This window comes from Rhodococcus chondri (assembly GCF_036327435.1).
GTDB lineage: Bacteria > Actinomycetota > Actinomycetes > Mycobacteriales > Mycobacteriaceae > Rhodococcus > Rhodococcus chondri.
This window is the reverse complement of the sequence record NZ_JAUZMZ010000110.1, coordinates 1-16562: the sequence shown is the minus strand read 5'-3', so window position 1 is coordinate 16562 and position 16562 is coordinate 1. Positions and strand designations below refer to the sequence as shown.

14 protein-coding genes are annotated in these 16562 nt (G+C 67.8%); 7 read left to right on the top strand and 7 right to left on the bottom strand.

The genetic code is table 11. From position 1 onward, the window contains the following. Window positions 1-49 precede the first annotated feature (49 nt). The 3 genes from Q8814_RS17895 to Q8814_RS17885 form a co-directional block, all read right to left on the bottom strand. Window positions 50-943: a universal stress protein gene (locus tag Q8814_RS17895; protein ID WP_330153350.1), complete on the bottom strand. Its 894-nt coding sequence runs from the start codon at window positions 941-943 to the stop codon at window positions 50-52. A gap of 66 nt (window positions 944-1009) precedes the next feature. Then, the gene (locus Q8814_RS17890; RefSeq protein WP_330153354.1) at window positions 1010-2002 is read right to left on the bottom strand and encodes a zinc-binding alcohol dehydrogenase family protein; all 993 of its coding nucleotides are present in this window, start codon (window positions 2000-2002) and stop codon (window positions 1010-1012) included. A 94-nt stretch (window positions 2003-2096) separates the two neighbouring features. After that, window positions 2097-3653 carry a CYTH and CHAD domain-containing protein gene (locus Q8814_RS17885; protein ID WP_330153349.1) on the bottom strand — a complete coding sequence of 519 codons (1557 nt, stop codon included), beginning with the start codon at window positions 3651-3653 and terminating at the stop codon, window positions 2097-2099. A gap of 167 nt (window positions 3654-3820) precedes the next feature. Between Q8814_RS17885 and Q8814_RS17880 the strand changes: the two genes are divergently transcribed. Continuing rightward, window positions 3821-4354 (top strand): flavodoxin domain-containing protein, encoded by a 534-nt coding sequence (locus Q8814_RS17880; RefSeq protein ID WP_330153348.1) that lies wholly within the window; start codon window positions 3821-3823, stop codon window positions 4352-4354. 5 nt (window positions 4355-4359) lie between these two features. Here Q8814_RS17880 and Q8814_RS17875 read toward each other — a convergent pair whose 3' ends face one another. Both Q8814_RS17875 and Q8814_RS17870 read right to left on the bottom strand, forming a co-directional pair. Continuing rightward, complete coding sequence (locus Q8814_RS17875) at window positions 4360-4866, bottom strand: SRPBCC family protein (RefSeq protein ID WP_330153347.1); 507 nt, start codon at window positions 4864-4866, stop codon at window positions 4360-4362. Window positions 4867-4895: 29 nt separating this feature from the next. Beyond that, a complete protein-coding gene (locus tag Q8814_RS17870; protein ID WP_330153346.1) occupies window positions 4896-5834 on the bottom strand; it encodes a pseudouridine synthase in 939 nt (312 codons plus the stop codon). Window positions 5835-6042: 208 nt separating this feature from the next. Here Q8814_RS17870 and Q8814_RS17865 point away from each other — a divergent pair, with 208 nt between their 5' ends. The 3 genes from Q8814_RS17865 to Q8814_RS17855 all read left to right on the top strand — a co-directional run bounded on the left by Q8814_RS17865 (window position 6043) and on the right by Q8814_RS17855 (window position 8116). Beyond that, complete coding sequence (locus tag Q8814_RS17865; RefSeq protein WP_408015929.1) at window positions 6043-6972, top strand: alpha/beta hydrolase; 930 nt, start codon at window positions 6043-6045, stop codon at window positions 6970-6972. Then, window positions 6962-7834: an oxidoreductase gene (locus tag Q8814_RS17860; protein ID WP_330153345.1), complete on the top strand. Its 873-nt coding sequence runs from the start codon at window positions 6962-6964 to the stop codon at window positions 7832-7834. Before Q8814_RS17865 ends, Q8814_RS17860 begins: the two co-directional genes overlap by 11 nt. 75 nt (window positions 7835-7909) lie before the next feature. Then, window positions 7910-8116: a hypothetical protein gene (locus Q8814_RS17855; protein WP_330153344.1), complete on the top strand. Its 207-nt coding sequence runs from the start codon at window positions 7910-7912 to the stop codon at window positions 8114-8116. Window positions 8117-8145: 29 nt separating this feature from the next. Here the strand turns inward: Q8814_RS17855 and Q8814_RS17850 are convergent, their stop codons facing one another. Beyond that, on the bottom strand, window positions 8146-9390 hold the full coding sequence (locus Q8814_RS17850) for an RNA polymerase sigma factor (RefSeq protein WP_330153343.1): 1245 nt from the start codon (window positions 9388-9390) through the stop codon (window positions 8146-8148). Between the two features lie 264 nt (window positions 9391-9654). Between Q8814_RS17850 and Q8814_RS17845 the strand changes: the two genes are divergently transcribed. Both Q8814_RS17845 and Q8814_RS17840 read left to right on the top strand, forming a co-directional pair. Continuing rightward, window positions 9655-10635: a YeiH family protein gene (locus Q8814_RS17845; RefSeq protein ID WP_330153352.1), complete on the top strand. Its 981-nt coding sequence runs from the start codon at window positions 9655-9657 to the stop codon at window positions 10633-10635. 68 nt (window positions 10636-10703) lie between these two features. Further along, a complete protein-coding gene (locus Q8814_RS17840) occupies window positions 10704-11594 on the top strand; it encodes an oxidoreductase (protein ID WP_330153342.1) in 891 nt (296 codons plus the stop codon). A 14-nt stretch (window positions 11595-11608) separates the two neighbouring features. Here the strand turns inward: Q8814_RS17840 and Q8814_RS17835 are convergent, their stop codons facing one another. Continuing rightward, entirely contained in the window at window positions 11609-13897 is a 2289-nt protein-coding gene (locus Q8814_RS17835) for a DEAD/DEAH box helicase (protein WP_330153351.1), read from the bottom strand. Window positions 13898-14084: 187 nt separating this feature from the next. Here Q8814_RS17835 and Q8814_RS17830 point away from each other — a divergent pair, with 187 nt between their 5' ends. Then, on the top strand, window positions 14085-16514 hold the full coding sequence (locus Q8814_RS17830; RefSeq protein ID WP_330153341.1) for an ATP-dependent Clp protease ATP-binding subunit: 2430 nt from the start codon (window positions 14085-14087) through the stop codon (window positions 16512-16514). Window positions 16515-16562 lie beyond the last annotated feature (48 nt).

Sequence of the window (16562 nt, the reverse complement as noted above, 5' to 3'; positions counted from 1 at the left end):
CCGGGACGAGGGATGCCGCGGCGTACGGCCGGGGCCGACGGGGTCCGGCTCAGTGCGTGCGGGCGACGAGAACCGGGCAGGGCGACTTGTGCAGCAGGTTCTGGCTGGTGGAGCCGAGCAGCGCCGCGCGGAACTGGCCGCGACCGTGGCTGCCGACGACGACGAGCTGGGCGCCTTCGATGTGCTCGAGGAGCACCTTCGCCGCGGGACCGCGATCGATCACACGCTGCACCTCGACATCGGGGTACTTGTCGTGCCAGCCCGCGAGCGACTCGGACATGACGGCGGTTTCCGACGTTGCCACGGCATCCCAGTCGACGAGCGCCGCGGTAGCGCCGACTCCGAGTGCGGCATCACCGATCCACGAGTGCACGGCCTTGAGCGGCGCACCGAGGGTGGAAGCGAGGTCGAACGCGTAATGCACTGCGGCCTTGGACAGTTCGCTTCCGTCGATGCCGACGACGATGGGCCGTGTGTCCGGCAGCGGATTGGTGGTGTCGCCGCGCCACACGACCACCGGGCAGGGGGCGTGGTTGGACACCCGCGTCACCGTCGAGCCGAGCAGGAAGTTCTCGATTGCGCCGGCGCCGGTGGCGCCCATGACGACGATGCGTGCTTCCTCGGCGGCCTCGAGCAGCGAGGTGGCTGCGGGGCCGGGCCCGATGAAGCTCTTCACAACCAGGTTCGGGTTGTCGGCGCGTACGAGCTCGCTGACGCTCGCGAGGAGCTTCTCGCCGTCCTCTTTCAGTTGCTCGACCATCTGGGACTGGATCAGGACCGCGGCTTCGCTGTAGAAGATGCCCTCGCTCGGCAGTGAGTGCACCAAGTGCAGCGGGGCGTCGAAACGAGCGGCGAGGGCGCCTGCCCACCGTGCTGCAGCCGCAGCTGTCTCGGAACCATCGACACCCGCGACGATGGCCGTACGGTTGCTCGGTGTGCTCATCGATTTCTCCTTGTCGTTGTGTGGCGATCGTGTGTTGTGCACAGCAGATCGGCTACGTAGGTCACGTTACGCCACCAGAACTGCGGCTCCGGCGAAATGTCCTGCCGATAGATCTGCGAGTGCGCGGTCGGCGTGTTCGAGCGGATACGGGGTGGTGGTCACGTGTAATCGGTGCTGATCGGCGAGTTCGAGAAAGGCGCGGGCGTCGGCTCGGGTGTTGGCGGTGACGCTGCGAATTTGTCTCTCTCGGAACAGATGTTGCTGATAGTTCAATACCGGTACATCACTGAGATGAATTCCGGCAACCGCGAGGGTGCCGCCCGAGTCCAACGCGGTCATCGCCGTGGGGACCAGCTCTCCGGCGGGTGCGAAAAGAATTGCCGAGTCGAGCGGTTCGGGTGGGCTGTCGTATGCGCCCTGGGCAGAGGACGCTCCGAGTTCGAGAGCCAGCGCTCGCGCCTGCTCGCCGCGTGTCATCACATGCACGCGTGCACCGAGCGCGAGCGCGACCTGAGCGGTGAGGTGCGCGCTTCCCCCGAACCCGTAGAGACCGAGGACACCGGACGGGGGCAGAGCTGCCCGCAGCAACGCGCGATAGCCGATGATGCCCGCGCAGAGCAGCGGTGCGATTTCCTCGGCGGTGTACCCGGACGGCAGCGGCAGGGCGAAGTCGTGTGGAACGGTGCAGTATTCGGCGTATCCGCCGTCGGCGTCCCAGCCGGTGAAGATCGAGTGCGGACACAGGTTTTCGTTGCCGCGCAGACAGTATCGGCACTGCCCGCACGTGCCGCGCAGCCACGGGACCCCCACCCGATCACCGACTCGGTGATCGCCCAGGTCGCCGCCGACCACCTCACCGACGACCTCGTGTCCGGGCACCACCCCCGGGCGATGCACGGGCAGATCACCCTCGGCGACGTGTAAATCGGTGCGGCACACCCCGCACGCGAGTACCCGGACGAGGAGCTCGCCCGGTGCCGGCGTGGGAACTGCTTCGTGACGAGGTTGCACCGGATGGGTGGCGATGGGACCGGGCGAGGTGACGCGCCAGGTCCGCATCGTATCCGGGATGTTCATCCTCGCCTCCCGATTCGGTCCCTCGAGCTCAGTCTTGTCGCTCGGCCGGAATCTAGCCAGGGCCGGAGGGCCCCACTCAGTCCCACAATTTCCTCGCGGCGCGCAAGGCCTTGCGCCACGCTCTTTCCAGATGCGCTGCTTGCTGCGCCCCGATCTCCGATTCCAACCGGTAGAGGATTCCGAGACCGAAGCTGGATTCGGCCGCGTGGTGCTGTTCGGACACCATGTCCACGAGATGTTCGCGTGCGACGACGGAATCCTGGAACTCGCCGAGCAGGTCCTGGAACGAGTCGAAACGGCCCAGGGCGCGATCGGTCCGCCCGGGATGCAACGGTGCGATCACCTCGATGGCGTAGCGCATCCGCTTGGCGCCCTTGCGTGCACGATGCATCCGCTCGTCCCGCTCGACGGGGTCTTCCGCATCACCTACGCGCGCAACGCGTTTCGATACCTTTTTTGCGACGGACCCGATGGACTGCACCAGCTTCTCGGGGCGAAGCCCGGCGCGCTTGCGGTGTTTCGACGGTGCGACCGACAGCTGATCGATCAACGCGTCGATGCCCGCCAGCAACTCCACGTAACGCTCCGAGTCAAGAGCCTCGATCGACTCGATGCGTGCCGCATCCGACTTCGCCGAAAAATATTCGTCTATCCGGGCTTTCGTCGCCTCACGCTGCGATTCGATGGGAATGTCCGCCACCCGATCGGTGAGCCGTTCCCACTGGACTTCGAGGTCGCGGGCCGGGCTGAGCCGACGTCCCAGCCATCTCAGTTCGTCGACCAGTGTGTCGTCCAGCTCGACATCGTCGGCGTAGGTCTGCAGCGCGCTGCGGATTCGCCGTGCCGCCTTGCGCATGCTGTGGATCGACTCCGGTGCCTGCCGGCGTACCGCCACGTCGGCGAGTTCGAGGAGGTGCAATTCCTTCACGAGGTAATCGCGTAGATAGCCGGCGGCGCCGGTGGCCTCCGGCAGTACCGGCATCAGGTCACCGAGAACCCGGTGCAGCTTGGATGGGCTGGGGGAGCGGGTGATACCGGCCGTGGCGAGCTGTGCCTCGACGGCGTCGAGCAACTCGGAACCGGACGCGGTGCCGCCGTCACCGAGCTCGACCTCGACCTCACGCCACTGCAGTTCGATGTCGTCGGGACCGCGAACCGCCGTCACATCGTCGACGACGACTTCCGCGAGCAGCGCGCCCTCGGAGTCGCGCAGTCTGCGCCGGTTCCGTGTCGTGGAGAGCAGGGCTGCCAGGGCCACCGGACGGTTGCGGCGGATTCCGCGCAGCAGACCGAGCAGCTCGGCAGGGGGCCGGTCCGGCCCGTGCCCGTTTCCGGACGTGCCGAGCGGAAAGTGCAATTCGGTGCGGGTGTCGAGACCGGCGGGCAGCTTCAAGTGCCATCCGGCGTCGTCCCCGCCCTCGCGGCGGCGCAGCGTGATCTTGGATCGCAACAGGCGCAGATCGGAGGTGTCGTAGTACTGAGCGGACAACTCCACAGTGTCCACGTCGATGGACGCGACGCGTGCCACTCCGGACAGATCCGGGAGGGGTTGGTCGGGTGTGGCTGTGTACTTGCGCTCCGATTCTTCGGTCGCGTGAATCGCAGACCCGCCGCCCGACTGCTGTGTGCTCATCGTTCCTCCAGTTCCGGTATTTCCGCCTTCACCTTGCCACCGGCCGTCCGTATTGTCGTGAATCACGCATGTATAGAGCACCTAATCCGGGCAAAGAGGCCTTCGGCCCTGGTCAATCGTCCATATGGCGGTGATCATGGATGCACGCTGTTGTGCGGAGGGTGAAAATGAGGATTCTTGTGTCGGCGGCGAGTAAGCACGGCTCGACGGCGGAGATCGCCACGGCGTTGGCGGCTGCGCTGCGCCACCACGGCGCCCAGGTCGACGTGGTGCCCCCCGACAAGGTGGAAAACGTGGACGGGTACGACGCCGTCGTGTTGGGCAGTGCGATCTATCGGAGTCGGTGGCTCCGCGCGGCGCGGGGGCTCGCCGACGCGCACGGCGACGCGCTGCGCGACCGTACGGTATTCCTGTTCTCGTCCGGCCCCGTCGCCAACCGGGATCGGCCGGTGAACAGTCCGTACGACGTCGCGACGGTGACCGAGCGAACCGGTGCCTGCGAACATCGGATGTTCGCAGGCAAGCTCGATCCGGCTGTCCTGGGCGCGGGGGAGCGGATGGTGGTCCGCATGGCGGGCGCTCGAACAGGTGACTTCCGCGATTGGGAGGCCATCGGCACGTGGGCGTCGAAGATCGTGGCCTCCCTGTCCGACCTGTCGGACGAGCCGGTCTCTCCCGGTCGGCCGGATCCGCGGCGGTAGGCCCGTCACTCCGACGAGCTGCGGTAGTGCTCCGCGAGCTCGGCTGCGCGGTCCCACGGCGACCAGTCCACCGGGCGCTGTTCGAGTTGTGCCTCGACCACTTCGAATCCGGCGTGCCAGCCGGCGCCGTGCGCGAGGGCGTCGTCTTCGTCGTCGGTGGTGTGCGTGAGGGTCAGCCAGCAGCCGCCGCGGCCGTCCGGAGCCAGCTCCCAGTGCAGGACGTCGGAATCCCACAGGTATTCGAGCACGTGTCCTGGTCGGACCACGAGGATGGTACCGGACGTCGTGTGTCCCTCCGGGAGGCCGAGGCGACGGATCTGTGCGTCGCTCGTGCGGAACTCGAGTGGCGTGCCGGGGGTCAATTCGAGGTCGACGGTCGCGGGGAACCAGACCTGTAGGTACTCGGGGTCCGTGATGACCCTCCACACCTGTTCGGGCGAATGCGGGAACGCGCGTTCGAATCGCAGGGCCACGCGACCGTCGTAGGTACGGGAAATACTGCCGATATTCATGGGGTCCTCCAAGACATGAGCCCGTACCGTCAACGGGGTCCTGGTGTGCTGTGCCTCCATGCTGCCAGGTTTTGGCGGCTCAGGAAGCGAGTCCGACGACCTGTGTACGGGTCGTCGAACTCGATCTTGCGTGCCAGTAGTTGAAGTGGCGACGAATAATCTTGTGGCGCAACGTCGAGCACGCTCGGATAGAGAGTGTCGCCGAGGATCGGGACGCCCAGCGAGTTCATGTGGACCCGGAGCTGATGGGTCTTGCCGGTGCGCGGCACGAGCCGGTACCGCGCCACCGGCTCGCCGATCGGCCCCGCGGGGTGCGCGTCGAGCAGCTCGATCCACGTCTCGGCGTTGGCGTCGCCCGGTACCTCGCGCGCCTGCAGCACGCCGCGTTCCTTGATGATGCGGCTGCGGACCTCGCGCGGGAATTCGATGCCGGGAACATACGGCGCGACCGCTTCGTACTCTTTGTCCACGAGGCGACGATCGAAGAGCATCTGGTAGGCGCGACGCGCTTCGCGGCGCACGGTGAACACCAGCACCCCCGCCGTCAGCCGGTCGAGCCGGTGAACGGGGGAGAGTTCGGGAAGGTCCAGTTGCCGGCGCAGGCGCACCAGCGCCGTCTCGGTGACCCACGAACCCCGGGGCATGGTGGCTAGGAAGTGCGGTTTGTCCACCACCAGCAGGGTGTCGTCGCGATGGAGGATTTCGATTTCGAACGGGACCCGCGGTTCGCTCGGAGGATCGCGATAAAGAAACACGAACGACCGCGCAACGTAGCGGGTGGCCGGTGTGATCACGGTTCCGTCACCGGCGACGACCTCTCCGTTTTCGATCTTTTCCGTCACCCTGGCCGCGTCGTCGGGGAAACGCTCGGCAAGGTACCCCGAAACTGTCTCCCACGTGCCGTTTTCCGGTAGTCGCAGGCGTGTCGGGTTCAGGCCGTCTCGGACGGGGAGGGGAGCGGGAGGCACATCTTCGTACGGTAGTCGCCGGAAAGATCGTTTCGAATCCGACTTTGCAGGATAACGATTGTGTGCAAGCCTTCTTGCGTCTCTGATTCACAGATATCGTGTGACAAGAGTGACAATTGTTACTGACGCGCAAGGGGAGTTTGGTGTGACGAATTCGTCCGGAACCGGAACGCGACGGCGGGGGGCCCGCGGGATTGTCCGTCTGCTCGTGGCGGCCGTCGTTCTACCACTGGCCCTCGTGTTCACCGGCCTGGGTGCGGGAACCGCCTCGGCCGACCCGTACACCCGATTCGCCGAGGACTGGGTTCCGGCGCCGGGCGGCGTCGGCCAGATCAAGGTGCGTACCTGGTTCGCGAACAACGGCAGCAACAAGGCCGTCTATCTCCTCGACGGACTGCGCGCAACCGACGACGTCAGCGGCTGGGAACACGAGACCAACGCCGCGTGGCTGGCCGAGCACGGCATCAACGTCGTGATGCCGGTCGGTGGCAAGTCCAGCTTCTACGCCGACTGGTACGCGCCGAGCAACTTCAACGGCCAGCCCTACACGTACAAGTGGGAGTCGTTCCTCACCCAGAACCTCCCCGACCACCTCACCCGCTACGGCATCTCCCGGAGCAACAACGCTGTCGTGGGCCTGTCGATGGGCGGCAACGCGGCTCTGATCCTCGCCGCCTACCACCGCGACCAGTTCGCGTTCGCGGGCTCGATGTCGGGCTACCTGAACCTGTCGGCCCCCGGCATGCGGGAGGCGATCCGTCTCGCGATGCTCGACTCCGGCGGTTACAACGCCGACGCCATGTGGGGCCCACCCTGGGATTCCGCCTGGCTGCGTCACGACCCGTTCGTCGCGGCGCCGAAGTTGAGCGGCCTGCCGATGTGGATCTCCGCCGCGAGCGGCCTGCCCGGCCAGCACGACCGTCCCAACTCGGCCATCGGGGTGTTCAACACCACCAACGCGATGGGACTCGAGGCTCTCGCCCTCGCTCAGAACCGTGCGTTCCAGGTGCGTCTTGCCACCCTCGGTATCGATTCCGCGCACTTCTCGTTCCCGTCCACGGGCACCCACCAGTGGGGCTACTGGCAGGACGAGCTGTGGGCAATGCTTCCGATGATGAAGGCGTCGATTGGCGCCTGATTCCACCGCACCGCTGGTCGGCCGTACCTACGTAGTAACCGGGGCGACCAGCGGTGTCGGGGAAGCAGCCGCCCGGGCGCTCGGCGCCGCCGGAGCCACCGTCGTCCTCGCCGGCCGCAATACCGCCAGGGGCGAAGCGATCGCATCGCAGATCGGTCCCCGCGCGTCGATGCGCCGCCTGGATCTGAGCGACCTGAACTCGGTCCGGGACTTCGCCGCAGGATTCGACGACGGGCAGATCGACGTCCTGGTCAACAACGCGGGGGTGATGGCCGTCCCGCTGCGCCGGACCACCGACGGGTTCGAGATGCAGATCGGCACGAACCACCTGGGCCATTTCGCGCTGACCGGTCTTCTGCTGCACCGCATCACCACCCGAGTCGTGACCGTCTCGAGTGCCGCACACCGGCTCGGACGCATCGACCTCGACGACCTGAACTGGGAGCGTCGCCACTACAACCGTGCTTCGGCGTATGCACAGTCGAAGCTCGCGAATCTCATGTTCAGCCTCGAACTGGAACGACGTCTCGCCGCCACCCGCTCCCCACTGCGGGCGGTGGCCGCCCATCCCGGCTACGCGGCCACCGAAGTCGGCAGCCACACCGGCACGTGGTTCGACCGCTTGTTCGGCTTCGGCAAGAAGGTGTTGCAGCGCACTCCCGACCAGGGGGCCGAGTCGGTGGTGTGCGCCGCGGCCGAGTCCGCCCTACCCGGAGGGTTCGTCGGACCGCGCTGGTTGCTGTACGGAACCCCTCACCCCGCCGGGATCTCCCGCCGAGCCCATGACCGCGAGACCGCCCGCCTCCTCTGGGAGCTTTCGGAGGACCTCACCGGAGTGAGTTTCGGGCTCGGGGAGCAGTAGCCGCCGAGCAGCGCCGATGCCCCGATCCGCGCGTGAACGAGCCGGTACGGGCGCATAATGGGGCAGGAGGTCATCATGCGAGCGTTACAAGGCTTGCTCAACGTGGTCGTGGGTCTCTTGACGGCGGTGGTCGGCACAGTGCTCGGGATCGTGGCGGCGCTGGTCATGGTTGTCGGTGCCGTGCTGTGCGTGACGCTCATCCTGATCCCGCTCGGCATCCCCGTCATCAACCTGGGCCGTCGTCTGTTCGGTCTCGCCGGGAAACTGATGCACATGCCCTGACGGCAGGCCGTCGGCGCAGGCGCGAGAGCTCAGCGACCGCCGAACGGAGGACCGGGAAACTTGGGCACCGGTTCGGCCGTCGATGTGGTTGTCGAGGGCGGACGCTCCGAGTAGCTCGTGGTTATCTCCGTGCGGTCGTTCCCGGACTCGTCGTTGCCGGCGCCGGACCGCGAATCACGCCGTGACGACCACCTCGTCTCGGTAGTGCTCGTGCCGGTGGCAGGGGGCGTGGACGCCGATGCCGTCTCCGAGGTGGTCCGGCTCGCGGTCGTGCCATCCGTCGTTGTCGGCGCCACGGTGGTCGTCACAGCGGTGGAGCCGGCCGCGGTGGTTTCGGAGACCGCAGCTTCGGAGTCCGTGGTGGTCGCTGCCGGCGTCGGTGTGCCGGTCCCGGGCGGAGCCGTGAGGGCGGAGCCGAATCCCAGCTGTCCGCTTCCCCCGAGCGGTTTCGGGGCGGGCTGCTCGGCCGGAGCGCGATCGGGCCACACGAGCAGCGTGAGCGCTACGAGTACCGCGACGCCTCCCGTCGCCGCAGCTACGGCCGCAGTGCGACGTGGCCGGCCGACGGACGGAAAACCTTCCCTGTCGACAGGGTCGATGCGGCGTCCCATGGCGGCCAGTTCGCTGCCGGACGGTCGCGCGACGAGCACGCGGTCGCGCAACCGTGCGGGGAGCGGTGGCATGGGCAGACGCGCGAACAGGCGTGTGGTGCCGGTTTCGGCGGGATCGGTTCCGGCGGTATAGGAAAGCCACGGCAGCGCGCGGGCGAGCGCATCGTGGGCGTCCGACAGGACTCCGCCGGCGCCGACGGCCGTACCGAGGACGGCATCGACCTCGGGTGCGGTGAACCGGTGGCGTGCCGCGAGATCGAAGGCCTCGCGGTGGGTAGAGTGCAGGTCTGTCACCGCGGCGCGGACGGCATCGAGCGCCTCCGGCTCCTGCGACGCCGTATCGGGGTATGCGGCCTCGTCGATCGCGGGGCGGTACTCCGACGGTTTCCGTGCCTGCTGTAGGACACGCAGGGATTCGGACCGCACGATCGCGTGCAGCCACGCCTCGAACAGGCTCGCCTCGCGCAGCGCGGCAATCCGGCCGGAGGCGATCCACACCGCGTCGTGCACGATGTCCGAGGCCTCGGACGCTTCGACGAAACCGCACGCGTAGGCGTGCAGCGCGGGTGCGTGGTGGTCGTAGAGGGTGGCCGTCGCGTTCGGGTCCTTCGCGTGCAGCGCGGTGATCAGGGCACGATGCGCTGCCGTCGAATGCAGACCCATCTTTTCGAACCCTTCCGAATCGGTGTCGTCGCATCGCCGCAATCGGCTGCTCGTTCCGGCGCAGTCTACGCACACCGGGGCGAGACGTCAGGCCCGGTTCGGCCATATCGATTCGATATGACCCGATGTGAAAGAGTCGTCTACCGAGCACTTTCGATTTGAGGAAGCCTGGCGGGGGTGAGAAGCCCATCCGCTGTCCCGCGCACCGCCGATCCGTGCGTCGGGGCCGCGCCCGTAGCGCCCCCGGCCGGGAAGGGGCACACCGTGCTCGTCCCCGGACTCGCCCTGGTCGCGGTCGGCACTGCCGTGGCCGTGGGCGTCAACCGGATGGTGCCGGCGATGAGCCCGTTGTTGATCGCCATCGTCCTCGGCGCGGTCGTCGCCAACCTTGTCCGGCTCCCCGAGCGGGTGCGCCCGGGTCTGGCTTTCGCTGCCAAGCGAATGCTGCGCGTCGGTATCGCACTCCTGGGCCTGCAGCTGCTGCTCGGCGACATCCTCGGGCTCGGCTGGGGAATCATCGCCGCGGTGGTGGCCGTCGTCTTCCTGGGCATTACGGGAACGATGGTCGTCGGCAAGTTCCTCGGCCTCTCCTGGACACAGCGGCTGCTGATCGCGTGCGGGTTCTCGATCTGCGGCGCTGCGGCGGTCGCGGCCGTGGAAGGTGTCGTGGACGCGAAGGAGGAAGAGGTGGTCACCGCCGTGGCGCTGGTGGTCGTCTTCGGCACGTTGATGATTCCCACGGTTCCGCTGCTGTCCCGGGTGCTCGGTCTCTCCGAGATCGACGCCGGACTGTGGGCGGGCGGATCGATCCACGAAGTCGCCCAGGTGGTCGCGGCGGGCGGCGCTCTCGGCGGCGCGGCACTGGCGGTAGCGGTGGTCGTCAAGCTGGCCCGGGTGCTGATGCTCGCGCCGGTCATCGCGATCCTGAGCGTGCGGCGGCGCCGACTGGCCGGCCCCTCCTCCGCTCGGCGGCGTCCCCCGCTGGTTCCGCTGTTCGTCGCAGGTTTTCTGGCATGTGCTGCCGTGCGGTCGGCAGGGATCCTCCCCGCCGGGATCTACGACCTCGGCGGGCTCCTGCAGACCACGCTCCTGACCGCGGCGATGTTCGCGCTGGGTGCCGGGGTGCATATCGCGACGATCAGGAAGGTCGGTGCGCGGCCGTTCGTCCTGGCCGCCGCGTCGACCGTCTGGGTCGCCTCCATCGCGCTCACCGGAGTGGTCATCGCCGCGACGGCAGGGGTGTGAGCGCGGCCGATGCCATTCGGGATGTCGGAGCCTGTTCCCGAAGGTGAGCGGTACGTAAGGTGACACGTATGGCGGCATGGACAGCGAAGGACATTCCGGATCAGACCGATCGCACCTTCGTGGTGACGGGCGCGAACAGCGGGCTGGGAGCCGAGACGGCACGGGCGCTGGCAGGCGCGGGCGCGCGCGTCGTGCTCGCGTGCCGTGATGTGGACAAGGGGAAGGAGGTCGCCGCGGACCTCGGCGACAATGCCCAGGTGCGCCGGCTCGATCTGGCAGACCTGACGTCGGTGCGCGAATTCGCCGCGGATCTCGCCGACTCCCACGAGACCGTCGACGTGCTGATCAACAATGCCGGGGTGATGGCGGTACCGTTGCGCCGCACCGCCGACGGGTTCGAAATGCAGATCGGCACCAACCATCTCGGCCATTTCGCGCTCACGGCACTTCTGCTGGATCGCATTTCCGATCGCGTCGTGACCGTGAGCAGCACGATGCACCGGATCGGAAAGATCGATCTCGACGACCTCAACTGGGAGCGGCGCCGATACGACCGGTGGCTCGCGTACGGGCAGTCGAAACTCGCGAACCTGCTGTTCGCATACGAGTTGCAACGGCGACTCACAGCGCACGGTTCGACGGTTCGATCACTTGCCGCACATCCCGGATACTCGTCGACCAATCTGCAGTACCGCAGCGAATCGCTACAGGGCAAGGTTGTCGAATTCGTGACACCGATCATCGGCCAGCCGGCCCGCACGGGGGCGTTGCCGACGTTGTACGCCGCGACAGCGCCGGGAGTCGAGGCTGCCGGGTTCTACGGCCCCGGCGGACCCTTCGAATTGCGCGGCACCCCGAAGCAGGTGCGCTCCAACGGGCGGTCGCACGACGAGACGGTGGCGCGGGAACTGTGGGAGTTGTCGGAACGCCTGTGCGGTACGGAGATGTTGCGACCGTAGTTATCGGTGTCCCGTCACGCGAACGTGAACGGAACCGCCGGTAGCGCATCGCGGCGGCACAGGCCGGTCTGATCCACGAGGTCGAGCGTGCGCAGGTAACGCCGGACGAGATCGCCGGCGGACAACTCGATGTCGGCGGCGACCCCGAGCGCCGCGGCGAGACCGTCGCCGCGCGCCAACCGGTGAACTGCGGTGACGGCCACCGGATCCGGTTCCGGGCTCACCGGCAGCCCGTGCCGCTCTTCGGCGGCGGCCACCTCGCTCCACAGCCGGACGGTGGCGCGCAGCGCTTCGTCGACGGCGGGTGTGGCGCGGACGGGCACGGAAGTGGCGCGGCGCCGGGAGTCACCCAGAACACTCGACGCGACGGCGGCGAGTTCGGGCGGTTCCAGGCCGGACCATGCGCCCGTGCGGAGGCATTCGGCCACGAGAATGTCGTTGCGGCAATATATCCGGCCGAGACGGTGGCCGAACTCGGTGACATAGGCCTGCCCGCCGATCGGATCGCACAGCACGTGCCCGCGTTCGTCCAGCAACGCGAGTGTCCGATCGAACGTGTCGAGCAGGCGACCGGTGACCGAATCGATCTCGGCCCGCATTCGGTCGGTGTCGGCCTGCAGGACGGCACGCCGCGACGCGACGGTGAGCAACCGGTCCCGATCGCCGCGGCGGTGACTCGGGTGCGAGCGCACCGCACGGGCCAGGGCGGTGAGGGTGTCGGCGGGGGCGGCCACGCGTGCCGCGGCGAGACGGTCGCGCAGATGCCGGTATTCGGTGAACCCGTCGGCGGAGGACAGTTCGATGTCGAGACGGTCGAGCGTCACGGTGTTGGCACGAACGGCAGCGGCCAGGGCGGCGACCGATGTCTCTGCCTCGAACTGGGCGAACGAGCGGCCGAGCAATTCGCGGGCGCCCGCGGCCCCGAGCCGGTCGACGAGGTTGACCGCGGTGTTGTAGCCGACACGCAGTGAACTGTGGAGCGGATAGGTGCGGGTGGATGCGAGACCTGCGACGGTTGCGGGCGCGGTTTCGGGACTCCACAACACCACCGCGTGCCCCTCGTCGTCGATGCCCCGGCGCCCGGCGCGACCGGTGAGCTGCGTGTACTCGCCGGCGGTGAGACGAACCGGCCCGTCGGCAGTGGGTTTGACGAGTCGTTCGAGCACCACGGTGCGGGCGGGCATGTTGATGCCGACGGCCAGGGTTTCGGTCGCGAACACGAGCCGCACGAGGCCTTGAGCGAAGAGTTCCTCCACGGCGTGCCGGAATGCGGGTACAAGCCCGGCGTGGTGGGCGGCGAAGCCCCGTTCGAGAGCTTCGGCCCAGTCTCCGAAGCCGAGCGCGTCGAGATCGGCGGGCGGAAGCGCCGACGTGTGGCGTTCCACGATCCCACGGATGCGGGTGAGCACTGCCGACTCGGTGAGCCGCAGGGACGAGGCGAGACATTCGGCGACGGCCTCGTCGCAGCCGGCGCGACTGAACCGGAACCAGATGGCGGGCAGCAGTTGTTCGGCTTCGAGGCGGGTGACGATCTCGGGTCGGTCGGCACCGGCGGGCCCGGGAGCGGGATTGCGGCGCCTGCGTCGGCGGCGGCCGGGTGCGGGGGCGGCCTCGACGAGTTGACGGTGCGCGATGTATCGGTCGAGGGTGTCGTCGACGGTCCCGGTAACGGGGGAGAACAGGTCGAACAGACGGCCCCCGGCGAGCATGTGCTGGGTGAGCGGCACGGGTCGTGTCTCCTCGACGACGACGGTGGTCGCGCCGCGGACCTGGCCGATCCAGTCGCCGAACTCCTCGGCGTTGCTCACGGTCGCGGACAGGCTCACCAGCCGAGCCGACGTGGGAAGGCAGAGAATCGCTTCTTCCCACACCGCGCCGCGTTCGCGGTCGGCGAGGTAGTGGACCTCGTCCATCACGACATGGGTGAGGCCGTTCAACAGGGGTGAGCGGCCGTGCAGCATGCTGCGCAGCACCTCGGTGGTCATGACGACGACGGGCGCGCGGGGGTTGAGGGAGACATCGCCCGTGAGGAGACCGACCTGATCGTCGCCGAATTGTGCGGCGAGGTCGCTGTACTTCTGGTTGCTCAGTGCCTTGATCGGGGTGGTGTAGAAGCAGGTGCCGCGCGCAACGAGTGCGAGGTGGGCCGCGAATTCCCCGATGACGGTCTTGCCCGACCCGGTGGGCGCGCACACGAGCACGTCACGATCGGCCTCGAGCGCGCGGCAGGCGCGGGTCTGGAATTCGTCGAGGGTGAACCCGAGCCCGGCCGCGAACCGGGTGAGCTGCGGCCCGTCCTGCATGCACACACATCCACGCTACGTGGCGACGGGGATGTCTGTGCGAGAGGAAGTTCACCCCTCGGCGTTCGACTCTCGGCGACTGTGACGCACCCCACATGCACAAGGGAATTGACGGAGAGGGTCGCACGTTAGTTGAGTGAGTAAGACTCAAGTACTGCAGAGGCTGATTCAACAGAAAGGCTTCGGAATGCCTGCATTCTTCGGGCCTGGTGGCCCCGGTCGGATCGACATCTCCCGGTTCATGAGCCGCGGCACCCAGGAACTCATGGCCGCCGCGGCCCGCTTCGCCAACGAGCGTGGCGATGCAGATCTCGACGCGCTGCACGTCCTGCGCGCGATGGCCGAACAGGACCCGGCCCGAACCGTCATGGCTCGCTCCGGAGCCGATCCCGACGACGTCATCGCGGCTGTCGACCAGCGACTTCCGCATACCGACCCGGACAGCGGGGTCACCGCCCCGGCGCTGAGCGGCGCGGTCAAGACGGCGCTGCTCGAAGCACATCAACTCGCCCGCGCACTGGGCTCGACGTACATCGATCCCGAGCACCTGTTCTTCACGCTCGCCGCGGACCAGACGCGCGCGCCCGGACGGTTGCTCGCGTCCCTCGGTGTGACGCCGCAGTCCCTGCAGATGGCACTGCAGCCCGTTCCGGTGGCTGCGGGCGAGGCGGAGTCGCAGACCCCGACCCTCGACAAGTTCGGTGTCGACCTGACCGACCGTGCCCGCGGCGGCGGAATCGACCCGGTCATCGGGCGGGCGGACGAGATCGACCAGACCATCGAGATCCTGGCCCGGCGCACCAAGAACAACCCGGTTCTCGTCGGTGAGGCCGGCGTGGGCAAGACCGCGATCGTCGAGGGCCTCGCCCAGCGCATCGTCGACGGTGATGTTCCGGACGTCTTGCGCGACAAGCGGATCGTCCAGCTGGACCTGACCGGCATGGTTGCCGGCACACGCTACCGCGGTGACTTCGAAGAGCGCCTGACCAAGGTTCTCGACGAGATCACCGCGCACTCCGGCAAGTTGATCGTGTTCATCGACGAGATCCACACCGTCGTGGGCGCCGGCGGCGGCGGTGAGGGTGCGATGGATGCGGGCAACATCCTCAAGCCGAAGCTCGCGCGTGGCGAACTGCACGTGGTGGGGGCGACAACCCTCGACGAGTACCGCAAGCACATCGAGAAGGATCCCGCGCTCGAGCGGCGCTTCCAGCCGGTGACCGTCGGGGAGCCCGGCCGCGACGACGCCGTGGCGATCCTGCGCGGACTGTGCGATCGGTACGCCGACTTCCACGGTGTCCGGTACACGGACGACGCGATCGAGGCCGCGGTCGACCTCTCGGTGCGCTATCTCCCCGATCGCAACCTGCCGGACAAGGCCATCGACCTGATCGACCAGGCCGGTGCGCGGCTGCGACTGCGTACTCCGCGTGTCGATACCGCGCAGCTGCGTGAGCAACTCACCGAACTCGAGATGAAGAAGGACGCCGCAGTAAAGGCCGAGCAGTACGAGGAGGCTTCCAGGATCCGCGACGACATCGTCCGGCTGCAGGCTCGCCTCGAGTCGGGTGCACCCGACCCGGCGGATGCTGTGGCGCCCGTGGTCGACACCGAGCTCATCGCCGAGATCGTCTCCCGGGCAACGGGAATCCCAGCCACTCGCATGACGCGCGCCGAGAAGGAGCGGTTGCGCAACCTCGAAGACGAACTGCACAACCGGGTCGTCGGGCAGGACGAGGCGGTGCGGGCGGTCGCCCGCGCGGTGCGGCGCAGCCGCTCCGGCCTGAGCGATCCGCATCGTCCCGTGGGCAGCTTCCTGTTCCTCGGACCCACCGGTGTCGGTAAAACCGAACTGGCCAAGGCGCTGGCCGAAGTCCTCTTCGGTGACGAACACAAGATGCTGCGTGTGGACATGAGTGAGTTCGGTGAGCGTCACACCGTGAGCCGCCTCGTCGGGTCCCCGCCCGGCTACGTCGGTTACGGCGAGTCCGGGCAGCTCACCGAACAGGTGCGGCGCAACCCGTACTCGGTGGTCTTGCTCGACGAGATCGAGAAGGCCCACCCGGACGTGTTCAACACGCTGCTGCAGGTGCTCGACGACGGCCGCCTCACCGACGGCCAGGGCCGCACGGTCGATTTCACCAACACCGTGGTGATCATGACCAGCAACCTCGGTTCGGACATCATCTCGAGCCGCGGTGGCGCGATCGGCTTCGCCACCGGTGACGCCGAAGCTGCCGAGAAGCCGTTGCGCGACCGGGTGATGAGCCGGCTGCGTGAATCGATGCGACCCGAGTTCCTCAATCGCATCGACGAAATCGTGTTGTTCCGCAAGCTCGACGACGAGCAGCTGCGCAAGATCACCGATCTGCTGCTCGACGAAACCCGGAAGCGTCTGCAGAACAAGAACATCGAACTCGAGATCGATACGGCGGCCGTCGACTGGCTCGCCGAGCGTGGGCACCAGCCCGAGTTCGGTGCCCGGCCGCTGCGCCGCGCGATCCAGCGCGAGGTGGACGACCGCATCGCCGACCTGCTGCTCGACGACGACCTCGTCGAGGGGGGCGTCGTGAGCGTCGAGCTCGACGACGGCGAACTGGAACTGCAGGTTCGCTGAGCGGTAACGGAAGGGCGCGGGTGGTGACCGAAACGGGGACCCCCCGCG

Coding starts and splice junctions, on each gene's coding strand:
- Q8814_RS17885 (WP_330153349.1), bottom strand. CDS start 3,653: ATGAGCACACAGCAGTCGGGCGGCGGGTCTGCGATTCACGCGACCGAA.
- Q8814_RS17895 (WP_330153350.1), bottom strand. CDS start 943: ATGAGCACACCGAGCAACCGTACGGCCATCGTCGCGGGTGTCGATGGT.
- Q8814_RS17840 (WP_330153342.1), top strand. CDS start 10,704: ATGGCGGCATGGACAGCGAAGGACATTCCGGATCAGACCGATCGCACC.
- Q8814_RS17850 (WP_330153343.1), bottom strand. CDS start 9,390: ATGGGTCTGCATTCGACGGCAGCGCATCGTGCCCTGATCACCGCGCTG.
- Q8814_RS17890 (WP_330153354.1), bottom strand. CDS start 2,002: ATGCGGACCTGGCGCGTCACCTCGCCCGGTCCCATCGCCACCCATCCG.
- Q8814_RS17880 (WP_330153348.1), top strand. CDS start 3,821: ATGAGGATTCTTGTGTCGGCGGCGAGTAAGCACGGCTCGACGGCGGAG.
- Q8814_RS17875 (WP_330153347.1), bottom strand. CDS start 4,866: ATGAATATCGGCAGTATTTCCCGTACCTACGACGGTCGCGTGGCCCTG.
- Q8814_RS17835 (WP_330153351.1), bottom strand. CDS start 13,897: ATGCAGGACGGGCCGCAGCTCACCCGGTTCGCGGCCGGGCTCGGGTTC.
- Q8814_RS17830 (WP_330153341.1), top strand. CDS start 14,085: ATGCCTGCATTCTTCGGGCCTGGTGGCCCCGGTCGGATCGACATCTCC.
- Q8814_RS17855 (WP_330153344.1), top strand. CDS start 7,910: ATGCGAGCGTTACAAGGCTTGCTCAACGTGGTCGTGGGTCTCTTGACG.